This window comes from Ruegeria sp. Alg231-54, assembly GCF_900143525.1.
Lineage (GTDB): Bacteria > Pseudomonadota > Alphaproteobacteria > Rhodobacterales > Rhodobacteraceae > Ruegeria.
The window spans coordinates 779,095-801,159 of the sequence record NZ_FREZ01000001.1 but is presented as its reverse complement, the minus strand read 5'-3'; the positions used below and the strand labels follow the sequence as shown (position 1 = coordinate 801,159).

Sequence of the window (22,065 nt, the reverse complement as noted above, 5' to 3'; positions counted from 1 at the left end):
ACTCTTTGCATGAACCTATCATTTTGTGGTCTCAATTTGTCCAAATCCGGAAAAAATGGTCAATCTAAGTAAAAAATGCCCAATTGTGCGGTCATTTGAGCCAATTGCACTGGTCGGAGGCGGGGAAATCGGCCCTGACGACCTGAATGTGATGCTGATTCGCGCCAAGACGGTCGTGGCAGCCGATGGTGGGGCCGCCCCTTTGGTAGAATCGGGTCGCATTCCGGATGCCGTGATTGGCGATTTCGATTCGCTGGACAGCCGGCACAAAGACCAAATTCCAGTGGACCGTTTGTATCCTATAGGTGAACAAAGCAGCACGGATTTTGACAAGGCTCTGCGCAGCATAGAAGCGCCTGTCGTGTTGGGGGCCGGGTTCTTGGGCGGGCGGCTGGATCATCAGCTTGCAGTTCTCAACACATTGGTCCAGAGGCAGGATCGCCCCTGTGTCCTATTGGGGGAGACTGAGGTCGTCTTTCACGCGCCGCCGCAGATTTCCCTCAGTATCACATCCGGCGATGTCGTTTCATTGTTTCCGTTCCAACGGGTAACCGGAACCAGCAAAGGCCTCGAATGGGCCATCGACGATCTGGTTATGGAACCCGGCGGGCAAGTAGGCACATCCAACCGCGCGCTGGCAGATGTTGAGCTGACGGTGGATGCGCCGGGATTGCTGGTGATGGTGCCGCGATACGCTCTGGATCAGGTTATGCAGGCGTTTGTGTCGGGGCAGACCGGGCGCTGGCCCGCTCGCGCAAAATGACATACAGGCCTGCGGCGACGGTGATGCCAATGCCGACAGCGGCCATGCCATCCGGAAGGTCATGGAAGATCAACCAGCCAAAGAACGTCGCCACTGGGATTTCAAGATACTGCATGGGTGCCAGCGTGGCGGACGGCGCATAGCGCAACGACCACGTCATGAACAGATGCGCGACGGTGCCCAGGACACCGATCCCGATCAGCAGCAGGTGACTTTCACGCTCGGGAACGAAGAAGGACAGCTCCCAAACATTGCCGATTGTTCCCAGTGCCATAACCGGCAGCAGCAGAACCGTCGCCATCACTCCGGATACAGCCTGCAAGGCGATCGGGTCGGTGTCTTTGGCAATCTGTCGTGTCACCAACATGAAGAGGGAAAAGACAATCGCAACGACCAAGGGTAACAGAGCTTCGGCACCGACCTGAACAAAGCTGGGCTGTATGACCAGCAGAGTGCCCATGAACCCGACACCGCAGGCGATCAGGCGGCGCATGCCGACCTCTTCACCAAGCACGCACTTGCCCAGCAAAAGCATGATGAAGGGCATCACAAAAACGATGGCGACTGCGTCCGCCAGCGGCAAGTATTGCAGGGCGCTGAACATTGCCGCGATAGCAACGATGTGCAGAACTGTTCGGATGAACGCCAGCCACACAAGACGTCCACGCATGCGCCAGTGCCGCCTGGTCAGGGCCACCAAAGGTATCAGGATCAACGCCTGAACGGCAAAGCGAATAAACACCAGAACGCCGACTGGTGTCGTCTCGCCCAGCAGCTTGGCGATGGAATCGCCCATCGGTGCAAGCACGCAAAAACACAGCATCAAGAAGATGCCAAAGACGGGACGATCCTGGGTCATGCGGCGACGCTACGGGTTTTGGCACCCGGTTGAAAGCGTCTATGAAATCGGCTGCACTTTCGTGTAGTCGGGTCCGATGCAGACGTGCAGGTCGTCGTCCAGTTTCAGCCAATCCAGCCGTTCTTCATGGGCCACGTGCAGCGTGGGCTGCAATTGGTTGGGATCCTCTAATGTGGCGACATACAAATGCAGTACGTCCGACATGGCTTGGGATCGAAACGAGATCGGCGTGCCGCAATTGGGACAAAAGCTGCGCTCGACACCGGGCGAGGAATTAAAGGTTTTCGGAGGCTCGCCAGTCCAGCGCCATTGCCCGTCGCGCACGCCAAAATAGGTCGTCATCGGGGCCGCACATTGCCTGCGGCAACTATCGCAATGGCAGCTCACGCAGGACAGGACCGGAGGATCAACCTCGTAGCGGATGGTGCCGCACAGGCAATGTCCTTGCATCGTTGAACTCCATTGCTGTCACTGTCAGCAGTTTGGCACGTTTACGGCCAACCCGCCCAGAGACGTTTCCTTGTACTTCTCATGCATATCATGCCCGGTCTGGCGCATGGTTTCGATCACCGAATCCAGCGGCACGAAGTGTTTCCCATCGCCACGCAGCGCAAGTGAAGCAGCCGAGACGGCTTTGATGGCCGCCAAACCGTTGCGTTCGATGCAAGGAACTTGCACCAGACCAGCGACCGGGTCGCAGGTCATGCCCAGATGATGCTCCAATGCAATTTCGGCGGCGTTTTCGACCTGCTCGGGCGTACCACCCATCACGGCGCAGAGGCCCGCTGCAGCCATTGCCGAGGCGCTTCCAACTTCAGCCTGACACCCAGCCTCAGCGCCTGAGATCGAGGCGTTGTATTTGACCAGCCCGCCAATGGCCGCTGCCGTAAGGAGGAAGTCCTCGATATGGCTTTCCGAGGCACCCGGAACGTGATCGAGGTAATAGCGCAGTACGGCAGGCATCGTGCCAGCAGCCCCGTTTGTGGGCGCGGTGACGACTTGCCCGCCAGCCGCGTTTTCTTCGTTTATCGCCATCGCATAGACGCTCATCCAGTCGTTGATGGTGTGCGGCGCGTTCAGGTTCATACCACGTTCGGCCAACAACGCGTCGTGGATGCCCTTTGCGCGGCGGCGCACTTTCAGGCCGCCGGGTAGAATGCCATCCGTCTTCAGTCCACGTTCGATACAGTTGTTCATGACTTCCCAAAGGCGCGCGGTGCCTTTGGCGAAACTGTCAGCACAGCCCCGCGCGACTTCGTTCTCGCGCTTCATCTGGGCGATGCTTTTGCCGCTAGCGTTTGCCATCTCAAGCATTTCGGCTGCCGAGTGGAACGGGAAAGGCACGGCAGGGCCGTCATTGGTGGCTTTGCCTTCGGCCAGTTCTTCCTCAGTCAGGACAAAACCGCCGCCTACGGAATAATAGACCTGCCGCAGGATCACGTCGCCCTGCGCATCAGTGGCCATCAGGATCATCCCATTGGCATGGCCGGGCAGGTTGTGGTCGTAGTCAAAGATCAGATCGGCCTTTGGATCGAATTGCAGGGTCGGCAACCCCTCGGGCGTGACTGAGTGCGTTTCAGCAATAGCAGCCAACGCGGCCTCGGCCTTGTCGTTGTCATAGGTGTCAGGAACAAACCCGGCCAGCCCAAGGATCGTAGCCCGGTCTGTTGCGTGACCTACGCCAGTAAAGGCCAGCGATCCGTGCAGCGATCCGCGAAGACCAACGAATTCAAACGGCGAGGTGCGCATCAGGTCCAGAAACCGTGCGGCGGCAACCATCGGCCCCATTGTGTGTGACGAGGACGGGCCGATGCCCACTTTGAACATATCAAAAACAGACAAGAACATATCAGGTAGCAGAGCCTTCTGGAGGGTGAGCATAAGATGGACTGGTGAAGGGGGTAACCCCCAACCCCTCGGCCGCGATGGCAGCCCGGGTTGCCGGACGGCTTTCTAGGCGCATCAGAATGGATTGCAGGTACGGCGTATCCGCCAATTGATACCAACTGCGATCAGCGCGCTCCGGGTAAAGGGACATCCACCGCATCTGGCAGGCAAGGTAGTATGTTAGGACCGAGGGCTGATCGGCGTGCAACCAGCTGGGCGCAGTTTTAGCAACGTCATCCAGAACCCGAAGATGTTGGCGTAGGCGCGGGCGGATACCGTTGCGCAAGGTTTCGGCCTGTGCCGCGTCGATGTATTTTTCGGCATAGAACAGGATGCGCAGATCGGCATGAAAAGTGTTCGATGCGAAAAATAGCCATTTCAGGAACGCAGCCCGATCCGGGTTGTCAGGGGCGGGAGCCAGTTGCGCATGTGTATCTGCCAGCCACAAAAGGATGGCGGCTGTTTCAAAGATCGGACCTTGTGGCGTTTCAAGAACCGGGATCAGGCCGTTCGGATTCAACCCCCTGTAAGCCGCGCCATCCTGTGCGTTTTGCCGACGATCCACCAAAGCCGTCTCATAAGGCAGGCCCATCTCTTCCAGCACCAGTCTGATCACCAGAGAGGCATTGTCGGGGGCAAAGTGCAATCTGTAGGGCGCGTTCATGGGCTGTATTTATACACCAGCAGGGATGTCGAACGTCTCGATTGCGACGTTTCCAATAGGAAACGCGTAGTTTCGCGACAAGTTGGCCCGCTGGATCGGCGAATTGGCGCTCGCAGTTGGGTCGGACATTCCGTATAAATTCCGCAATACCAAGGGGGAATGCAACAATGACCGGAGATTTGTCACCCATAGACAAAGCCAAATTTGTCGCGGCGCGACGGGCCGCCGATATAGTTCAGGACGGGATGCGTGTTGGGCTGGGCACCGGATCAACGGCCGCCTGGATGGTCCGCCGTCTGGGAGAGCGGGTGCAGCAGGAAGGTCTGCGGATCAAGGCTGTTCCGACCTCAACCCGCACCGCGCAACTGGCCCGTGAGTTGGGGATCGAGGTTGTCTCGCTGGATCAGGCGGGGTGGCTGGACCTGACCATCGACGGCGCGGATGAATTTGACGGCGATCTGAACCTAATCAAAGGCGGCGGCGGCGCGCATCTGCAGGAAAAGATCGTTGCCACGGCAAGCGATCAGATGATCGTTATTGCAGATGCCGGTAAAGAGGTCGAAACGCTAGGCGCGTTCCCGTTACCGGTCGAGGTTATCCCTTTTGGCTGGCAGACAACGCGAACGCTGATCCAAGAGGCGCTGGATACGATGGACGTTCTGGGCACTTCTGCCGCGCTGCGCATGAACGGAGAGGCGCCGTTTGTCACGGATGAGGGCAATCACATTCTGGACCTCCACCTTCAGCGCATCGGAAATGCCAGGCAACTGGCGCTGGTGCTTAATCAGGTCCCGGGTGTGGTCGAGAATGGTTTGTTCATCGACATCTGTGACAAAGTTGTGATCGGCCACGGCGATGGTCGGGTCGAGCTGCGCGATATCAACGATGGAACGATCGAACTTGATCAGGCGGTGGAGGCAGGCGAGAACTTGTTCTCGGATCTGGCGGATTAAGCGGAGCAGACACAGATCGCTTTTCTTCACTCGTTTTATTCGGACGCTACATTGCTTTGAGTGAAGTCGTGACCGCGAACGATTTGGGACACGTACAATTTGGCACTTGGTTTGACCAATCCAAGACGCGGAGGCCGCCGTTGAATAAAACAAATGCAACCATATCTGGGCGTTTGTTCACAACGCTGCAGCGGTTCCCTGCGCAAGTTCGAGAAATCGAAGAGGCCGGAGCCCCGGCGATCACTCTGGACAGCAGCGCGAGATAGAGTACACCCCATGCAAGGCCTGCGGGCGCTTGCGGAAATTTGGAAGAGGCAGGACAAATGAGCTTTGACTATGATCTGTTCGTTATCGGCGGAGGCTCAGGTGGGGTCCGGGCCGCACGTATGGCAGCTGGTGAGAACGGTGCCAAAGTGGGGCTGGCCGAAGAAGACCGCTACGGCGGCACCTGTGTCATCCGAGGCTGTGTGCCCAAGAAGCTGATGGTCTTCGCCAGCGAATTCTCGGGTATGGTCGGTGATGCGCAAGCCTATGGCTGGGACATTCAGGCCGGTGCTTTGAACTGGGATACTTTTCACGGCAAGCTGGTGACTGAACTGGACCGGCTTGAAGGCATCTACCGCAATATCCTGAAAAACAACGGCGTTGAAAGTTTTGACCAGCGGGCGACCGTTGTGGATCCACATACGGTCGAATTGGCGGATGGGACACGCAAGACAGCCAAGCACATCCTGATCGCTACAGGCGGTCGTCCGGTCGTGCCCGAGTTCCCGGGATCGGACCTGGCGATCACGTCGAACGAGATCTTCCACCTTGAGAAGCTGCCCCAAAGCATTCTGATTGTCGGTGGCGGCTACATCGCCAGCGAGTTTGCCGGAATCATGAACGGGATGGGCGTCAAAACCACTCAATTCTATCGCGGTGCGCAAATTCTGCGAGGATTCGACGAAGAAGCACGTGGCCTGATCTGCGAAGAGATGCGCCAGAACGGCATCGATGTTCGTTTGGGCACCAATGTGCTGGAAATGACCAAAGAAGGCGACAAGATCCGCGTCAAGGCCACCGATGGCACCGAGGATCAGTTCGACGTGGTCATGTACGCCACCGGGCGTGCCCCGAATGCGGATAATCTGGGCCTCGAGGCGCTGGGCGTGGAACGTGGCCGCAAAGGTGAGATCGTGGTGGATGAGTACAGCCAGACTGGCGTACCCTCGATCTATGCGATCGGCGACGTGACCGACCGCGTGAACCTGACACCCGTCGCGATCCGCGAGGGGATGGCCTTTGTCGAAACCGTGTTCAAAGGCAACCCGACGCCTGTGGATCATGAACTGATCCCGACCGCGATCTTTACGCAGCCGGAATTCGGAACGGTAGGTCTGAGCGAAGAAGAAGGCGCGGCACAGGAACCGATTGAGGTTTACGCGACATCGTTCAAGCCAATGCAAAAAGCCTTTGCCGGTGGAACGCAGCGCGTGTTGATGAAGCTGATCGTCAGCCAGGCGACTCGTAAAGTTCTGGGCTGCCACATCGTCGCGCCGGGCGCGGGTGAGATGATCCAGCTGGCTGGCATTGCCGTCAAAATGGGCGCAACCAAGGAAGATTTCGACCGCACGGTTGCCGTTCATCCGGTGATGGCAGAGGAATTGGTAACAATGCGGCAACCTGTGCGCACTGCTTGATTTGCAACCGCGCGCACACAAGTTACAAGGGAACCCGTGATCACACGGTCCAACACAAGGGAATAGATACATATGGCGGGCAATAGCGGCGGCCCCTGGGGGGGCGGAGGCTCCTCGGGCGGCGGAGGAAATCGGGGTGACAACGGTGATGGGCGCAAGCCCCCCGAAGGCGATGGTCCGCAGATCCCCGAGATTGATGAGCTGATGAAGAAAGGCCAGGAACAGCTGCGCGTCCTGATGGGCGGCCGCGGCGGTTCAGGCCGAGGTGGCAACGGTCAGGGCTCTGGCGGCGGTGGCCCCATCTTCACAAAAGGTACGGTTCTTATTGGTGTCGTCGTCGCGGCGGTATTGTGGGGGGCGGCCAGTTTTTACACAGTCAAGCCCGAAGAACAGTCGGTTGAGTTGTTCCTGGGCGAATTCTCGGCCGTCGGAAATCCGGGTCTGAACTTTGCGCCGTGGCCTTTCGTTACCGCCGAAGTCATCCCGGTCACCCGCGAACAGAACGAAGATATGGGCGGCGCGCGCGGCAGCGATGATGGCTTGATGCTGACCGGCGACGAAAACGTGGTCGATATCGACTATCAAGTCGTCTGGAACATCAACGACCCTGCGAAGTTCCTGTTCAACTTGCGTGATCCGCGCCAAACGATCCGTGCGGTGTCGGAATCAGCGATGCGCGAGATTATCGCTCAAAGCGAGCTTGCACCGATCCTGAACCGGGATCGTGGTGTTATCGCGGATCGCTTGCAGGAACTTATCCAATCCACGATGGACAGTTATGATTCAGGGATCAACATTGTCCGCGTCAACTTTGACAAAGCCGACCCGCCGCAGGACGTGATCGCCGCCTTCCGCGACGTTCAGGCTGCTGCGCAGGAACGGGACCGGTTGCAGAACGTAGCCGATGCCTATGCGAACAAGGTGTTGGCAGAAGCGCGCGGCGAAGCTGCGCAGGTTCTGGAAGAGGCAGAAGGATATCGCGCCCAACAGATCAACAGTGCGCGGGGTGAAGCCAGCCGCTTTAGTGCAGTTCTGGAGGAATATTCCAAAGCACCCGATGTGACACGTAAGCGTCTGTATCTGGAACGTATGGAGCAGATTTTGGGCGACGTTGACAAAATCATTCTGGACCAGAACTCATCCGGGCAAGGGCAGGGCGTTGTGCCCTATCTGCCGCTGAACGAGCTGCGTCGTAGCCCTGCCGGGGAGAGCAACTGATGCGTAAATCACCCATTATCCTCATTCTTGTCGTGATCCTTGGCGTCGTTGGCCTGTCTTCGATCTTCATCGTGGATGAACGTGAACGCGCGCTGGTCTTGCAATTTGGTCGTGTCGTCGCGGTCAAGGAAGACCCCGGTCTGGCGTTCAAAATCCCGGTGATTCAAGAAGTTGTCCGCTATGACGACCGTATCCTGTCAATTGACGTACAGCCCCTTGAGGTGACCCCTCTGGACGATCGGCGTCTGGTTGTCGATGCATTCGCACGTTACCGGATTTCAGATTTGAATCAGTTCCGTCAGGCCGTTGGTGTCGGCGGTATCCCGGTTGCCGAGGATCGTCTGGATCGTATCTTGCGGGCCGAAACCCGCGAAGTTCTGGGGTCGGTTTCGTCCCGTGACATCCTGAGCTCGGACCGTGCGGCGCTGATGCTGCGCATCCGAAACAGCGCGATTGCCGAAGCACAGGCGCTGGGCGTGACTGTAATCGACGTGCGATTGAAGGCGACCGACTTGCCACAGGCCAACCTTGAGGCGACCTTTGATCGCATGAAGGCCGAGCGGGAGCGTGAAGCAACAGACGAACGTGCCCGCGGTAACGAGGCGGCGCAGCGTGTGCGTGCGCAAGCTGACCGGACGGTGGTCGAACTGGTGTCAGATGCGCGTCGTGAGGCCGAAATCACGCGTGGTGTAGCGGACGCCGAACGTAACGCGATCTTTGCGGAAGCTTACGGCGCGGACCCGGAGTTCTTTGAATTCTACCGTTCGCTGACCGCGTATGAGAACGCGTTGCAGGGCGGCAATAGCTCGTTGGTTCTGAGCCCGGATTCCGAGTTCTTCAACTACCTCGCTTCGCCGACCGGACGACCAGCTCCGGCTGCTGCGGCCTCCGAATAATGGGGCTGATCCTTCTGGCTTTCGGGCTGGTATTGATTGTAGAGGGGCTGGCCTATGCGCTGGCCCCTTCGCTTATTGAGCGCATGTTAGAGGCATTGCGGTCACTGCCCGACCATGCGCGGCGGCTGGCCGGTTTGCTGAGCGTGGTCAGTGGCTTTATCCTGCTATGGGGGGCTTATCAGGTTGGGTTTTGATGCGGTGACCTCACTTGCAGGTAATTTCCCCGCGATCCCGAGTTGCGGGCAAGGACAAACCGACTACATTGGTTCCTGAGAAGATCTGCCCGAGGGCAGTTTTACAAGACTTGTTGACAAGGAGTTCCCAAGTGCAGGCACACGCACGCAGTATTTCAGTCCGGCAGGACGAGGGTGTTGGTTTCATGCGGCTGATGTGGCTGGCCATTGCAGGGATGATTCTTGTTCTGGCCCAAACCGTCGCAGCACAGGCGCGGAGCGAAAGCCTGGCCCCGCTGGCAGAAAAGATCAGCCCGGCCGTGGTCAACATTACCACCTCGACGTTGATTGAAGGCCAGACCGGTCCGCAGGGCATTGTGCCCGAAGGGTCGCCCTTCGAGGATTTCTTCCGCGATTTTCAGGATCGGAACGGTGATGATGAAAATCGCCCGCGCCGCAGCAACGCACTGGGTTCGGGGTTCGTGATTTCCGAGGACGGCTACATCGTCACCAACAATCACGTGATCGCCGAAGCCGATGAAATCCTGGTGGAGTTCTTCCCCGGTGATGGACAGCCGCCGGAAGAACTGCCTGCGAAGGTGATCGGCACGGACGAGAAAACCGATATTGCCCTGCTGAAGGTCGAGGCCCCGGGCCCGCTGCAATACGTGCAGTTTGGCGACAGTGACGTCGCCCGTGTCGGTGATTGGGTTATTGCCATGGGCAACCCGTTGGGGCAGGGCTTCTCGGTTTCGGCCGGGATCGTTTCGGCCCGCAACAGGGCGCTGAGCGGTTCTTATGACGACTACATCCAGACCGACGCTGCGATCAACCGGGGCAACTCGGGCGGCCCGCTGTTCAACATGAATGGCGAAGTGATTGGTGTGAACACCGCGATCCTGTCGCCCAACGGTGGCTCGATCGGGATCGGCTTTTCGATGGCGTCTAACGTTGTGGTCAAGGTGGTCGACCAACTGCGCGAATTCGGCGAAACCCGCCGTGGTTGGCTGGGCGTTCGCATTCAGGACGTAACCGAGGACATGGCCGAGGCAATGGGGTTGGCCAAGCCGGGCGGCGCGCTGATCAGCGATGTTCCGGATGGGCCGGCGAAAGATGCTGGTCTGCTGGCTGGTGACGTGATCCTCAGCTTTGATGGGGTCGAGGTCGAAGATACTCGCGGCCTTGTGCGTCAGGTCGGCGAGACAACCGTGGGCAAAGCCGTGCGTGTTGTCGTGCATCGCGATGGCGGAACACAGACCGTCTTGGTTACTCTGGGGCGTCGTGAGGATGCCGAACGTGCCGATCAGGGCGACGAGGAAACCTCTGAGGCTCCTACGGAAGAGAATGCTGACATTCTTGGTCTGACCATTTCGCCGCTGACGGACACGCTACGCACGGATCTTGGTTTGGAAGAAGACGCCGAGGGGCTGGTTGTGACCGAAGTGGATGAAGCCTCTGAGGCGTTTATCAAAGGGTTGCGCGCCGGTGATTTGATCACCGAGGCTGGCCAGCAAAAGGTGACGTCGATTGGAGATCTGGAAGCACGCATGGAAGAAGCGCGTGAGGCCGGGCGTAAATCGCTGTTGTTGCTTGTACGTCGCGGTGGCGACCCCCGCTTTGTGGCGCTGACCCTAGGCGAGTAACGCACCACATCAAACGTTGTGACAAGGCCGGGGCAATGCCTCGGCCTTTTCCGTTCCACGTGGCGCTGAAAGTAAGTGAGCCACACGCCGGGGAGGCGCATGGCTCTGGTACAGGGAGAGGCCAGTGGACAGATATCGGGGATGATTCTCTGGCCCCCTACGGTAACAACTAAGACATTAGCTATTTTGGCATGCGCCGTATGTGAAGGAGGTCACAAGGTCAGATTAAGTCGGATTCGGCCAGTTCTTTCAGGGCGTTAAAGTCCTGGATCATCAACCCGCCGCGGGATGCCTCGACGACATTGTCGCGTTTCCAGGTTGAAATCGTCTTGGATACAGCCTCGCGCGTGGCACCGACGAACTCGGCCAATTCGCTTTGGGACAGGGTGATGCGCATGGCGGGGTCGTCCTGAAGGGCAGACAGATGCAGCAATTTGCGCGCCAGACGAATGGGCATCGGCAGGAATACCTGTTCGTTCAGCTGTGACCCCATCCAGCGCATGCGCAGGCCCGCCAGACGGATCATGTCGACGGCAAGATCGGGATGCTGGCGGATCTGGTCCATCACGTCTCTGCGGCGCACGCGCAGCACGCTAGATGGCTCGGCCGCTGCTATCGTGGCGGTCCGCGGCCCGCTGTCGAACAACGCAATTTCGCCAAACACTTCGCCCGGCTTCATAAGGGTCAAAGACAGCTTGCGCCCGCTCATCGCAAGGAATGAAACCTCAAGCGTGCCCTCAGAAATCACATAGAGTGCATCGCCTTCGTCCCCCTGCTCAAACAGCACCTGGCCCTGATCCAAGGAAATCTCGGTCGCGAGTGCCGAAAGCATAGCCCTGAGTCGGTCTGATGCCTCGGACAGGAATCCGCTGTTTGGGAGTGCCTTCATGTGGTTGAGGGGTCTCCGGCTGCTGGTGTTGAGTGGTGTCCTAATGTTCCACAGCCGGGCTATTATTCCAAGGTTTTTATTGGTTTGTCTGATTGCGCGCTGTGTCACGGCTCAATATGAAAGCAAACGCTTAAGCTGCGCGCCGATTATCAGTGTTCGCCTATTGGTGGTCTGGATCATCCATGTAGCGTTGCAGCAGACTGAACTGAAGCATCAGAAACGCCATCAGCGCGATCGGAAAGGCGAAAGTTTCAATTTTGACCCACAGGTCCGTCGACATGGTGCGCCAGACAAATTCATTGGCTACGGCCAGAACTGCAAAGCAGCCGCACAACCGGCGGGTCAGGATCATCCAGCCCTCGTGGCGCATCGGAAGCATATCTTCTAGGACATAGGCCAGATAAGATTTCCCCTGCAGGAGGCCAATTCCAAGGATGAACGAGAAAAAACCGTAAACCAGCGTGGTTTTCATCTTGAAGAACCGCTCATCATTGAACCACGCGGTCAGGCCCCCAAAGAAGATGACCATGAAGGCGGTGAATATCTGCATCCGGCTAAGTTCGCCGGTCAGGACCCAGAGGATGCCCATGGCGGCCAGCATCAGCGGGACGAAGATGATCGTCGCGACGATAAAGCCGGAATATTCGGTGCCTCCGATCAGGAAACTGTCGCCACGCAGGCGCAGATAGATGAAGAAAAAGGCCAGTGGGGGCCCAAGCTCCAACGCCTGTTTCAGAAACGGATTGATTTCTTTTTTGCCTGACATGTCGGTTTCCTGATTTTTACCCGCCCATTTCAACTATTACGGCGCCCAATGCAATCAATGCCATCAGCGCGACCCGTCTTGGCCCCACAGTTTCTTTTAGCACCAGCCACCCGATAAGGGCCGCAAAGACTGTCGAGGTTTCACGTAGGACGGCGGCTTCGCCGACCTTGTCCAGACGGGTGGCCAGCATGATTGCTCCGAAGGACATAGGGGCGATGACGCCTCCGGCCAAGCCCCGCAACATTAATGGGCCAACGGCTGGGCGGTCGATCATGGCGCGCCATCTGAGGAAGGCGTAAATCGGCATCGCAAAACCGTCGATCATGAAAAACCACGCTAGAAAGGTGAACGGGTCGGCGGTGGCCCGGATGCCATAGGCGTCATAAGTCGTGTAGAGCGCGACAAACAGGCCGGTTGCGATGGCCAGTACCAGCGCGATGCCCAGCGTTTCCCGGTTGGTTTCCAGAAAACGCAAATTATAGGCGGCCAGGCCGAAGATACCGGCCAGCAGGACCAAAACGCCAAACCATTGAATTCCGGTAAAGGTTTCGCCGAATAGCAGATAGGCGCCGATGACCGTAAATAGGGGGCCAGTGCCGCGTACGACCGGATAGACGACAGTGTATGAACCCTTTGTATAGGCCATGGCCTGAAGGACCTTGTAGGCGATGTGGATCACCCAGACCACGGCGAAGATGGACCACATGTAGGGTTCAGGCCACGGCACCACAAAAAAGGCAAAAGGGGCGGCCATCAGGCAATAGCAGGCGTCGATTGCCCCACGGGACAGCCAGGGATCGTGGCGGCCTTTCTGCAACGCGCCAAATACCGCATGCAGGAAGGCGGCCATCAAAGCGAAGCCAAGAGCCAGCTGATGGCCCGCTTGGGTGCCTTCGAGAGAAATCAACCAGTCGCTCAAATGTCAGTCTTTTCGCTGGGAGGAGAGGCTGGGGGTTTTCCACCCCCAGACCCCCGGAGGATATTTGGGGCCAGATGAAAGGGGGATCAGGTTTGGTCCAGGCCAGTGAGGGCGGCGGCGAACTCTTCGGGGTCGAAGGGGGCGAGGTCGTCGATCTGTTCTCCGACGCCTATGGCATGGATCGGCAGGCCGAACTTGTCGGCCAGTGCAACCAATACGCCACCCTTGGCGGTGCCGTCGAGTTTGGTCATTACCAGGCCTGACACGTCAGCGAGGTCGCGGAATGTCCGGACCTGGCTCAGCGCGTTCTGGCCAGTGGTGGCGTCCAGCACCAGCAGTGTGTTGTGAGGGGCGGTGTCGTCGATTTTGCGGATTACGCGGACGATCTTGGCCAATTCCTCCATCAGGTCTGAACGGTTTTGCAGGCGTCCGGCCGTGTCGATCATCAGCAGGTCTGCGCCGTCTTGCTGCGCGCGGGTCAGAGCATCGAAAGCCAATGAAGCCGGGTCAGACCCCTCGGGTGCGGTCAGCACCGGCACGCCGGCGCGGTCGCCCCAGACCTGGAGCTGTTCGACGGCGGCGGCGCGAAAGGTGTCCCCGGCGGCGATAACGACCTTTTTGCCCGCGGCTTTGAACTGGCTAGCGAGCTTGCCGATGGTTGTGGTTTTGCCGGACCCGTTGACGCCAACGACCAGCACGACCTGCGGGCGCTTGGGGTAGATGGGCAGGGGCTTGGCAACCGGTTCCATTACGCGCGCGACTTCCTGGGCCAGCAATTGCTTGATCTCTTGCGTGGAGAGCTTCCTGCCCAGCCGCCCCTCGGCCATGTTGGATGTGACCCGCAGTGCGGTGTCGACGCCCATATCCGAGGCGATCAGCAGTTCCTCTAGCTGCTCAAGCATATCGTCGTCCAACGTGCGGCGGACGACTGCCTTGGCTTCGTTGCGGCTAAACAGGCGTCCCAACACCCCTTTGGATGGCGCGGCTTCGGGCGGCGGCGGAGCAGGGGTTGGATCGACCGGTGCGGGTTCAGGTGTTTCGGTCGGCTGTGGCACAGGGGCGGGTTCAGGTGTCTCTGGCACGGGCTGCGGAATTTCGGGAACCGGTTCCGGCTGCGGCTCAGGCTCGGGGATAACTGGATCGGGGGCGGACGTTTCCTCGCCACCGTCTTCGACGATGGCATCCAGCCCCTGTTCGAGGCGGGACGAGGATTTGAACAGCTTGTCCTTGAGCTTTGAGAAAAACGCCATTTTTAGTCTCCGCAGGTGTTCCTCTCACCTAATGCGGATTTGCGGCAGTTGCAAAGGGTCACAAAAACGCAATCAAAAGCCCCGCCTGAGCGCCCCAGTACAAGATCCAGATCATGTAAGGCGTGAAGCGCAGCGCCGGATGATTGGAGGGTAGCAGAAACTTCTCGGTCGCAAGGATCAAGTCTGAGGCTATGAAGGCCAGTGCGGCAGGCAGGGCCCAACGCAGCGCGCCTGTTTCGGGCAGCGTGAGGACCGCGATGCCCATACCAAGGATGATCGGTATATATCCCAGAACCGGTATTTTGAGGTCACCGGCGCGGGGGGCGAGCAGGGTTGCGGCAACGATCCCGAGGATGATCAGCGACCAGAATATACCGGGCTTGTCGAAGATTAGGGCGGTCTCGCTGGAGGGGTGACTTAGAAACAGGGCGATATAGGCCAGGTGGCCAGCCGCGAATGCGCCGATTCCTGCCATGAAGGTCGAGTCCGTCTCACGTGATAAAAGCGCATCGCCAAAGGCACACAGGGCTAGCGCAAGGGTCAGTAGCATCGGAGCGCTGCTTAGAACCGCCGTCACCGCTAGTAGTGCGACAGAGGCCGTCTTGAAGAGGGATCGCAGAGGGCTGGCGGGTCGTGGTGACATCGGCAAATAGGCCAGAGCGCTCGCGGCGGCGATCCAGAAAAGAGCGGTTGTCATCAAATGTCCCCCATTTGGTTTTTTCAGCAGCATCACCGGGATCGCCATTGCAACTCAAGCGGTGACGTTAAGGCAGCCGGTTGTGGGGAATTGTCTGTTGGCGATGCTGACCGGCATCTGCCAGAATGTTCCCATGCTCGGGCGTATTGCGATTCTTCTGACACTTTCTGCGCAGGCTGCAACGGCTCAGTCAGCTTTGTCTGGGGCTGAGTTCGACACATACACTCGCGGAAAAACCATGTTCTATGGGTTTCAGGGAACGGTGTACGGCGTCGAACGCTATTTGCCCAATCGCCGTGTGATCTGGTCTTTTCTGGACGGCAATTGCAAAGAGGGTGTCTGGTACGAACAAGCGGGCCAGATCTGTTTTGTCTACGAAGATCGGATTGACCCGCAGTGCTGGGTCTTTACCAAGTCTGACGGGGGCTTGATCGCCCTGTTCGAAGGCAACTCGGACGCAACCGAGCTGTACGAGGCCGAAGACATCAATGAAGAGATGGTCTGTCTCGGCCCCGAAGTCGGGGTCTGAAGGCGCATTTGGCTAGAATAGCGAGCCCTGGTCCGGTGCATCTTTCTTAGCTGACTTCTTAGGTGCCGCCGGTGAGGTTGTGGGCTGGCCCGCGTTCAGCAGACCATCTGCGAATTCGATCTCGAATGCGTTGTGTTTTGACGCCTGTTTCTTGGTTGTCAGAACCTCGCCCTCAGCTCGGACAACAGCGTAACCACGCTGTAACGTCGCCTTATAGCTTAGTGTTTCACGCAGGCGGTCGGCGGCGTCCAGCTGTTGCCGCATCCGATCCAGGCGCGTGGTTTGCGCCGCGTTCATACGGTCGGCCAACCTGTTGATATTCTGCTTCTGTTGTTCGATCTCTCGGTGGATCGGACGCAGGGACAAACGGGATGACAGGTTGCGTAAGGCCTCGTTTCTGGTCGAAACAAGGTTGCGCAACGTCGACGGGCGCAGATGTGCGGACAGCTCGACGACCTGCAGACGTCGGTTCTGTACGCCGCGATTTAGTGCGGGTGCCAGGCGATCCGAAATTAAATCAAGACGTTGGCGTGGTGTGTTCAACAAGCTATCCGGGCGCGGCAACGCGCGAGACAGGTCGCGAAGCCGTTGAGAGCGTCTTTGAACCGCGTCCGTGGCTGCACGAGACAGGCGTGCACCTTGCTCACCCGTCCAGGCCAGAAGTTCCATTCGAACCGGCACGGCAAGCTCGGCCGCGGCGGTCGGTGTTGGCGCGCGTCGGTCCGAGACGAAGTCGATCAGCGTTGTATCCGTTTCGTGACCCACGGCAGAAATCAGCGGAATGTCCGACGCTGCCGTCGCACGTGCGACAATTTCTTCGTTGAACCCCCAAAGGTCTTCGATCGATCCGCCGCCCCGGGCGACAATGATCAGGTCGGGCCGAGGCAGTGAGCCGCCCGGTGTCAGTTTGTTAAACCCGTCGATGGCCCGCGCAACCTCTGGAGCGCAGTTGGAACCCTGTACAGCAACGGGCCAGATCAGCACCTTGCGCGGGAAGCGATCCCGCAGGCGGTGCAGGATGTCCCGGATCACAGCACCAGATGGTGAGGTCACAACGCCAATGATCTGGGGCAGGTACGGCAGAGGCTTTTTGCGTTCGGGTGCGAACAGACCTTCAGCCTCAAGCTGTTTCTTGCGCTTTTCCAGCAGGGCCATCAAAGCGCCTTGCCCCGCGACCGCGACCTCATCAACGTTCAGGTTATATTTTGACTGCGCACCAAAAGCGGTCAGACGGCCGGTGACGACGACCTCGAGACCTTCTTCCGGCACCACCGAGAGGCCCGAAACCTGACCTTTCCAGGTGGTGCAGGCCAAAACGTTCCGGTCATCCTTGATGTCATAGTACAGATGCCCCGAGCGCGCTGTGAACACGCGTCCGACCTCACCACGCACACGGATTCGCCCGAACGTGCCTTCCAGCGTGCGTTTCACCTCGCCTGAGATGTCTGAAACGGTGTATTCAGGGGTGTTTTGGCCCGGGATCGGGTCATCAAGCAGGTCGGACATTTCAGCGCCTTGTGTCAAATGCCCGGCCAGCTTAGAACGCCCGGAAGGCGAGGCCAAGCAGATCGGAGACCTTCATGAACATCCTTATTCTCGGCAGCGGCGGGCGGGAACACAGCCTCGCCTGGGCGGTGATGCAAAATCCCAAATGTGACCGACTGATCGTGGCGCCGGGAAATGCAGGGATTGCCCAAATCGCTGAGTGCGCGGCCCTGGATGTCGAAAACGGCGGCGCGGTTGTCAGTTTTGCCGAAGAGAACGCGATTGACTTCGTGGTCGTCGGCCCCGAAGCGCCCCTGGCCGCTGGCGTCGCGGATCGTCTGCGTGAAGCGGGTGTGCTGGTCTTTGGCCCGTCCGCCGATGCGGCGCAGTTGGAAGCATCGAAGAGTTTCACCAAGGAAATCTGTGACGCGTCGAACGCTCCGACCGCAGCCTATGCAAGGTTCACTGAGGCCGAGCCTGCCAAGGCTTACGTCCGCGAACAGGGCACGCCGATCGTGGTCAAAGCCGATGGTTTGGCGGCAGGCAAGGGTGTGATCGTCGCCATGGACGAACAGACCGCGCTGGAGGGCATCGACGACATGTTCGGCGGCGCTTTTGGTGGCGCGGGGGCCGAGGTGGTGATTGAGGAGTTCATGGAGGGCGAAGAGGCGTCTCTCTTCGTCTTGTGTGATGGCGAAGATATTCTGTCCATTGGCACGGCGCAGGACCACAAGCGCGTAGGAGAAGGCGACACGGGCCCGAACACGGGCGGTATGGGGGCGTATTCCCCAGCCCCGGTCCTGAGCGCCGAGATCGAGGCGCGCGCGATGGAAGAGATCGTGCGCCCGACCATGGCCGAAATGAAGCGCCGGGGCATGCCATTTCAAGGCGTTTTGTATGCGGGACTGATGATAAAGGACGGCCAACCGAGGTTGGTCGAATACAACGTCCGCTTCGGTGACCCGGAATGCCAGGTTCTGATGATGCGGCTTGGTGCCCAGGTTCTGGACCTGCTTCATGCCGCGGCCGAGGGTCGTTTGAGCGAGACACAGGTGAACTGGGCTGACGATCATGCGATCACCGTTGTGATGGCGGCACAGGGGTATCCGGGTTCCTACGCAAAAGGATCTGCGATCAAGGGCTTGGATGCGCTTACTGAGGACAGCAGCAACATGATCTTTCACGCTGGCACCAAGGCCGTTTATGGGCAGGTTCAAGCCGCAGGCGGGCGCGTGCTGAATGTGACCTCGCGCGGAAATACTCTGCAAGAGGCGCGCGACCGGGCATATGCGATGGTTGAAAGTGTGGATTGGCCCGAAGGCTTTTACCGCCGCGATATCGGCTGGCGAGCTCTTTGAGTGGTCGGCAGGTAAGGGGGCTTTGCCCCCTCGGTCTGCGGCCTCACCCCCAGGATATTTTTAGTCAGATGAAGAGGCGGATCAGCACTTGAGCGGAATCTTCAGGCTTTGGAGCCCGGTGAATGTGCCGAGGTCAGTTTTGGTCCAGCCATTTTGGTAGGAGACGCTGATAACGCGTGTCCAGTTGCCGTTGGCAAGGATCAGTTCCGGAGTGCCGCCGCAATCGCGCAGACCGCCGGAGATGAAATCTTCTCCAATACGGTGATTGGTGAGATTGGGCAGCGATGCGATTTCGGTCAGCTCGCCGTCTGCAAATCGCCATATGCGCAGGGTTTTGGCCAAGTGAGGGCGATCGACATAGGCGATCTCGACGTTGCCGTCGCCATCCATGTCGGCCGCTCCGACCGGAGCGAGCCAGCGAAAGCGGGTTCCGATGTAGGGCGTAGCGGCGATCAGGCCGCCGCCATTGTAGATTGTAAGCCGTGCACCTTTATCACGATGGCTTTCAACCACCAGAGCTTCGCGACGGCCATCGTTGTCAATATCAATCAGGCGCGGTCGGATATCTTCGAAAACGCGCTCTTTTGGCAGCCGGATTGTGTATTTCGCCCATTCCGGCGCATATTGCAGGATCAGGGCGCCGTATTCAATCTGATCACCGAGTACCCCGTGCGGGTATCGCGCAGTGGGTTCGGAGTACTCTGCCGAACCCAGCGGCTCATACTGCCATGGCTGCTGAGATCTTGTCTGGCTCGGACAGATTCCAATTGCGATCGCGGCAGCCGCGATCGCTTTGAAAAGCATCAGATCTGCTTTTCGGGCATTTGAACAACCAGCCCGTCCAACTCATCAGTGACCTTGATCTGGCAGGTCAGGCGCGAGCGGGCCGGGTCGGGTTCAAAGGCGAAATCCAACATGTCCTCTTCCATGTCGTCCTTGGCGGGAACCTTCTCGACCCAGTCTGGGTGGATATAGACATGGCAGGTCGAACAGGCGCAGGCGCCGCCGCAATCGGCCTCGATGCCGGGGATATTGTTGTCACGGGCCCCTTCCATGACGGTCAGGCCGCTGGCGACTTCGACTGTATGTTCGGTACCGCCGTGCTCGACATAGGTAATCTTTGCCATTGCGTGCGTCTTCCTCTTTCGCTTGTCGAATTCTTCCATAGTGAAGGCATTTAGGTCTTTCCAGCCTCATTTGCGACTCGTCACGCCGCCTATGGACTTTCCTTGCGTTTGTTCTATTTTTGTTCTCATGATTGCGTTACCTACCCGCCCTGTGTCTTCGGACCGGAACTGGCCGCGCCCGCCCGCGTGTCTGCCCGCCAACCGGTTGGACGACCCGCCCGAGGGCGCGCTGGTGGCGGTCGCGGGGCTGGTGATCCTGCGGCAGAGGCCCGGGACGGCCAAGGGGGTGATCTTTGTCACTCTCGAGGATGAGACCGGCATCGTGAACGTGGTGGTCTGGCGCAAGATCTATGAATGTTTCCGCCGGGCGGTGATCTCGGGGCGGCTGCTGCGGGTCACGGGCCGGATGCAGCGGGCGCATTCGGTGACCCATGTGATCGCGGAAGAGGTCGAGGATATCTCGGGCATGCTGGATGTGCTGGTGCGGGGGGAGGGGTAGTCCGTAATACGGACAGAACGAGACATGCGCTGCAGAAGCGCCAAAGTCTCCTTAGGTCTTCGGCCAGTCATAAATTCCACCGCCTACTGACATCTTCGGGTCGTCCTTAAGTTCGCCCAAAAAGAAATCGTGCTCTTGTAACATGTCTAGAAGCACTTCATCGCGATCAGCAACCTCAGCCTGGATCGTCACTGATGAAACCGACAAGTGCCGCGCAAACGTACTGACAGGTTCCCAATCGAATTCATCTTCAATTCTGCCTGAACGAATGGCGGTCTGCATGAGGGATTTATCCAGTTTTTCGTCCGAGACCCTCAAATTCTCGATTGCCATTTCTTCGCTCTGTGCAATCACAGCTTTGAAGACTCTAAACGAAGCCTTCGGCGCAAGGTTAAAGCGCTCGCTTTCGATGACCCACCATTTCAGGTGATCGTCAAGGTCGGGCATAGCTTTTGATCGTGGATCAAATCCCATCATATCAATGTTCACCTCATCACGTTTTTCGTCGGATAGCAGATATTTAGGTATGTGCATCATCCGGGGCTATGAGGACAAAGCGGACGGTTGAAGTCCACATTTGGGAGCAAACAGCGGCTGTGCGGGACAATCCCGTCACTCGATCTGAACAAGATCATCCCAATCAATACGAAGCGTTTTCCCACCAACGTTTGGCAGTTTACTTCGTTTGACGAGTAATCCGGAAACCTCAAAGAACTCATCGATTTTCACCACAAGGAGTTGGCTGAAGTGCCGGTCGAGCCTAACGACCACAGAGTGGTTGTTCTTGAAGGGTGTGATTGTATTCACTTCAACATAGTCGTTTCCTAGGCGCCCGTCAGAACCTTTGGCGTAGTGCTTATGGAGCTTGATCCTATACATTATCGCGCCATATAGCTCAACAATATCGCCATATATGTTCAGATGTTTGCCTGTCGTGATGTGATAGTGCTGAGCTACTTCCAAGAGTTCTTCGAAAACCGGCACCAAGTCGACTTCGGCTTTTGGGTAGCGAGCTTGCAACTCGAGTCGCTCGAGATGATTATTGATACTGCGCCAGCTTATCCATTCTCCGTCATCCCAAATTGCGTTATGCGGACCCAGTGGTTCTCTATCAAAATGTCTTCCCGTAGCTTGTTGCTTCGCTACGCTATTGGTTCACCTCATGGTCAACAAGCACGGTATTTGATTGAACCGCCAACCGTGTCCGCTTTGGGCTCGAAGCACACATTCGAAGTCAACAATAAGGAGAGAGTATAGAGCCACTCTGGATTTTCACTGAGCGAAGAAGCGAAAACATAGTTCTTAACCGCTCAGATCAAGGAACGCGCTTCCATATTGAAAAGCAATACGCAGAGACCTGTGCGCTTCGGGATATCTTAGGGCACATGTGCCTCTGTTCAGAAATGGGAAGAAGATGAACTCATGGTCGGTTCAGAATACCTTTGGCCTGGCAGATTCCACGAAAGATTAAACATCTCAGCGCGTCAATACGCGCGGATTGTTCGAGATTGGGTCACATCGATCGGCCTGGAAGCAAGCCAATACGGAACCCATTCAGTAAGGCCCACGAAAGTCACCCAAATCTACAAGAAAACCGGCAACTTCAGAGCGCTTGAGCTCTTGCTGGGCCATACCAAGATAGACGGTACAGTCCGATACCTCGGCGTCGAACTCGAGGGTGCCTTGGCTATCGCCGAAGCCATTGAGATCTAGTGCCAATGGGTTGCCATCGTAGGCGGCTCAGACTGGATGAGCGAAAGTTCACACATTGATTCCACGTGGTCGATCCGGCTTTAAGAGTGGATTCC

At 58.0% G+C, this 22,065-nt stretch carries 24 protein-coding genes and 1 pseudogene; 11 read left to right on the top strand and 14 right to left on the bottom strand.

Features of this window, described 5'->3' with window-relative positions; translation table 11 throughout:
* Positions 1 to 85: 85 nt before the first annotated feature.
* Positions 86 to 763 carry a thiamine diphosphokinase gene (locus DHN12_RS03960; RefSeq protein ID WP_306418388.1) on the top strand — a complete coding sequence of 226 codons (678 nt, stop codon included), beginning with the start codon at positions 86 to 88 and terminating at the stop codon, positions 761 to 763.
* Here DHN12_RS03960 and DHN12_RS03955 read toward each other — a convergent pair.
* From DHN12_RS03955 to DHN12_RS03940, 4 genes are read right to left on the bottom strand one after another with little or no spacing between them, the layout of a single operon-like run.
* Positions 708 to 1,622, bottom strand: coding sequence for a DMT family transporter (locus DHN12_RS03955; RefSeq protein ID WP_108858954.1), 915 nt, complete (start codon positions 1,620 to 1,622; stop codon positions 708 to 710). The two genes, DHN12_RS03960 and DHN12_RS03955, sit on opposite strands and share 56 nt — an antisense overlap.
* Positions 1,623 to 1,661: 39 nt before the next feature.
* On the bottom strand, positions 1,662 to 2,072 hold the full coding sequence (locus tag DHN12_RS03950; protein WP_108858953.1) for a GFA family protein: 411 nt from the start codon (positions 2,070 to 2,072) through the stop codon (positions 1,662 to 1,664).
* A 24-nt stretch (positions 2,073 to 2,096) separates the two neighbouring features.
* Entirely contained in the window at positions 2,097 to 3,470 is a 1,374-nt protein-coding gene (locus tag DHN12_RS03945; protein ID WP_108858952.1) for an L-serine ammonia-lyase, read from the bottom strand.
* 1 nt (position 3,471) lies between these two features.
* Positions 3,472 to 4,173, bottom strand: coding sequence for a glutathione S-transferase family protein (locus DHN12_RS03940; protein ID WP_108858951.1), 702 nt, complete (start codon positions 4,171 to 4,173; stop codon positions 3,472 to 3,474).
* A gap of 167 nt (positions 4,174 to 4,340) precedes the next feature.
* On the opposite strand from DHN12_RS03940, the gene rpiA reads away from it, so the two are divergent.
* The 6 genes from rpiA to DHN12_RS03910 all read left to right on the top strand — a co-directional run bounded on the left by rpiA (position 4,341) and on the right by DHN12_RS03910 (position 10,738).
* Entirely contained in the window at positions 4,341 to 5,126 is a 786-nt protein-coding gene (gene rpiA / locus DHN12_RS03935) for a ribose-5-phosphate isomerase RpiA (RefSeq protein WP_108858950.1), read from the top strand.
* Between the two features lie 323 nt (positions 5,127 to 5,449).
* A complete protein-coding gene (gene gor / locus DHN12_RS03930) occupies positions 5,450 to 6,808 on the top strand; it encodes a glutathione-disulfide reductase (RefSeq protein ID WP_108858949.1) in 1,359 nt (452 codons plus the stop codon).
* A 72-nt stretch (positions 6,809 to 6,880) separates the two neighbouring features.
* A complete protein-coding gene (gene hflK, locus DHN12_RS03925) occupies positions 6,881 to 8,026 on the top strand; it encodes an FtsH protease activity modulator HflK (RefSeq protein ID WP_108858948.1) in 1,146 nt (381 codons plus the stop codon).
* On the top strand, positions 8,026 to 8,922 hold the full coding sequence (hflC, locus tag DHN12_RS03920) for a protease modulator HflC (RefSeq protein WP_108858947.1): 897 nt from the start codon (positions 8,026 to 8,028) through the stop codon (positions 8,920 to 8,922). The genes hflK and hflC overlap by 1 nt, the downstream gene beginning before the upstream one ends.
* Positions 8,922 to 9,116, top strand: a complete 195-nt coding sequence (locus DHN12_RS03915) for a DUF2065 domain-containing protein (protein WP_108858946.1) — start codon at positions 8,922 to 8,924, stop codon at positions 9,114 to 9,116. Before hflC ends, DHN12_RS03915 begins: the two co-directional genes overlap by 1 nt.
* A 185-nt stretch (positions 9,117 to 9,301) precedes the next feature.
* Complete coding sequence (locus DHN12_RS03910) at positions 9,302 to 10,738, top strand: Do family serine endopeptidase (protein ID WP_234416552.1); 1,437 nt, start codon at positions 9,302 to 9,304, stop codon at positions 10,736 to 10,738.
* A gap of 220 nt (positions 10,739 to 10,958) precedes the next feature.
* On the opposite strand, the gene DHN12_RS03905 is transcribed toward DHN12_RS03910, so the two are convergent.
* The 5 genes from DHN12_RS03905 to DHN12_RS03885 all read right to left on the bottom strand — a co-directional run bounded on the left by DHN12_RS03905 (position 10,959) and on the right by DHN12_RS03885 (position 15,259).
* Positions 10,959 to 11,627, bottom strand: coding sequence for a Crp/Fnr family transcriptional regulator (locus DHN12_RS03905; RefSeq protein WP_108858944.1), 669 nt, complete (start codon positions 11,625 to 11,627; stop codon positions 10,959 to 10,961).
* A 160-nt stretch (positions 11,628 to 11,787) separates the two neighbouring features.
* Positions 11,788 to 12,393, bottom strand: a complete 606-nt coding sequence (locus DHN12_RS03900) for an inner membrane-spanning protein YciB (RefSeq protein WP_108858943.1) — start codon at positions 12,391 to 12,393, stop codon at positions 11,788 to 11,790.
* 16 nt (positions 12,394 to 12,409) lie between these two features.
* The gene (locus DHN12_RS03895) at positions 12,410 to 13,312 is read right to left on the bottom strand and encodes a DMT family transporter (protein ID WP_108858942.1); all 903 of its coding nucleotides are present in this window, start codon (positions 13,310 to 13,312) and stop codon (positions 12,410 to 12,412) included.
* Between the two features lie 86 nt (positions 13,313 to 13,398).
* A complete protein-coding gene (ftsY, locus tag DHN12_RS03890; RefSeq protein WP_108858941.1) occupies positions 13,399 to 14,562 on the bottom strand; it encodes a signal recognition particle-docking protein FtsY in 1,164 nt (387 codons plus the stop codon).
* Positions 14,563 to 14,620: 58 nt separating this feature from the next.
* A complete protein-coding gene (locus tag DHN12_RS03885) occupies positions 14,621 to 15,259 on the bottom strand; it encodes a lysoplasmalogenase (RefSeq protein ID WP_108859110.1) in 639 nt (212 codons plus the stop codon).
* 133 nt (positions 15,260 to 15,392) lie between these two features.
* On the opposite strand from DHN12_RS03885, the gene DHN12_RS03880 reads away from it, so the two are divergent.
* Positions 15,393 to 15,788: a hypothetical protein gene (locus DHN12_RS03880; protein WP_108859109.1), complete on the top strand. Its 396-nt coding sequence runs from the start codon at positions 15,393 to 15,395 to the stop codon at positions 15,786 to 15,788.
* Between the two features lie 12 nt (positions 15,789 to 15,800).
* On the opposite strand, the gene xseA is transcribed toward DHN12_RS03880, so the two are convergent.
* Positions 15,801 to 17,294: an exodeoxyribonuclease VII large subunit gene (gene xseA, locus DHN12_RS03875; RefSeq protein ID WP_108858940.1), complete on the bottom strand. Its 1,494-nt coding sequence runs from the start codon at positions 17,292 to 17,294 to the stop codon at positions 15,801 to 15,803.
* A 74-nt stretch (positions 17,295 to 17,368) separates the two neighbouring features.
* On the opposite strand from xseA, the gene purD reads away from it, so the two are divergent.
* Entirely contained in the window at positions 17,369 to 18,631 is a 1,263-nt protein-coding gene (purD, locus tag DHN12_RS03870; RefSeq protein WP_108858939.1) for a phosphoribosylamine--glycine ligase, read from the top strand.
* An 81-nt stretch (positions 18,632 to 18,712) separates the two neighbouring features.
* Here the strand turns inward: purD and DHN12_RS03865 are convergent, their stop codons facing one another.
* Together DHN12_RS03865 and DHN12_RS03860 are read right to left on the bottom strand one after the other, a co-directional pair.
* Positions 18,713 to 19,435: a VCBS repeat-containing protein gene (locus DHN12_RS03865; RefSeq protein WP_108858938.1), complete on the bottom strand. Its 723-nt coding sequence runs from the start codon at positions 19,433 to 19,435 to the stop codon at positions 18,713 to 18,715.
* Positions 19,435 to 19,758 carry a 2Fe-2S iron-sulfur cluster-binding protein gene (locus tag DHN12_RS03860; RefSeq protein ID WP_058273927.1) on the bottom strand — a complete coding sequence of 108 codons (324 nt, stop codon included), beginning with the start codon at positions 19,756 to 19,758 and terminating at the stop codon, positions 19,435 to 19,437. Before DHN12_RS03860 ends, DHN12_RS03865 begins: the two co-directional genes overlap by 1 nt.
* Before the next feature lie 127 nt (positions 19,759 to 19,885).
* Between DHN12_RS03860 and DHN12_RS03855 the strand changes: the two genes are divergently transcribed.
* On the top strand, positions 19,886 to 20,257 hold the full coding sequence (locus DHN12_RS03855) for an OB-fold nucleic acid binding domain-containing protein (protein ID WP_108859108.1): 372 nt from the start codon (positions 19,886 to 19,888) through the stop codon (positions 20,255 to 20,257).
* 51 nt (positions 20,258 to 20,308) lie between these two features.
* Here the strand turns inward: DHN12_RS03855 and DHN12_RS03850 are convergent, their stop codons facing one another.
* Together DHN12_RS03850 and DHN12_RS03845 are read right to left on the bottom strand one after the other, a co-directional pair.
* On the bottom strand, positions 20,309 to 20,791 hold the full coding sequence (locus DHN12_RS03850) for a hypothetical protein (RefSeq protein ID WP_159089957.1): 483 nt from the start codon (positions 20,789 to 20,791) through the stop codon (positions 20,309 to 20,311).
* Between the two features lie 78 nt (positions 20,792 to 20,869).
* The gene (locus tag DHN12_RS03845) at positions 20,870 to 21,241 is read right to left on the bottom strand and encodes a hypothetical protein (protein ID WP_234416540.1); all 372 of its coding nucleotides are present in this window, start codon (positions 21,239 to 21,241) and stop codon (positions 20,870 to 20,872) included.
* A 327-nt stretch (positions 21,242 to 21,568) separates the two neighbouring features.
* Between DHN12_RS03845 and DHN12_RS03840 the strand changes: the two are divergent.
* A pseudogene (locus tag DHN12_RS03840) lies at positions 21,569 to 21,970 on the top strand (tyrosine-type recombinase/integrase); the annotation flags it as partial.
* Positions 21,971 to 22,065: the final 95 nt, after the last annotated feature.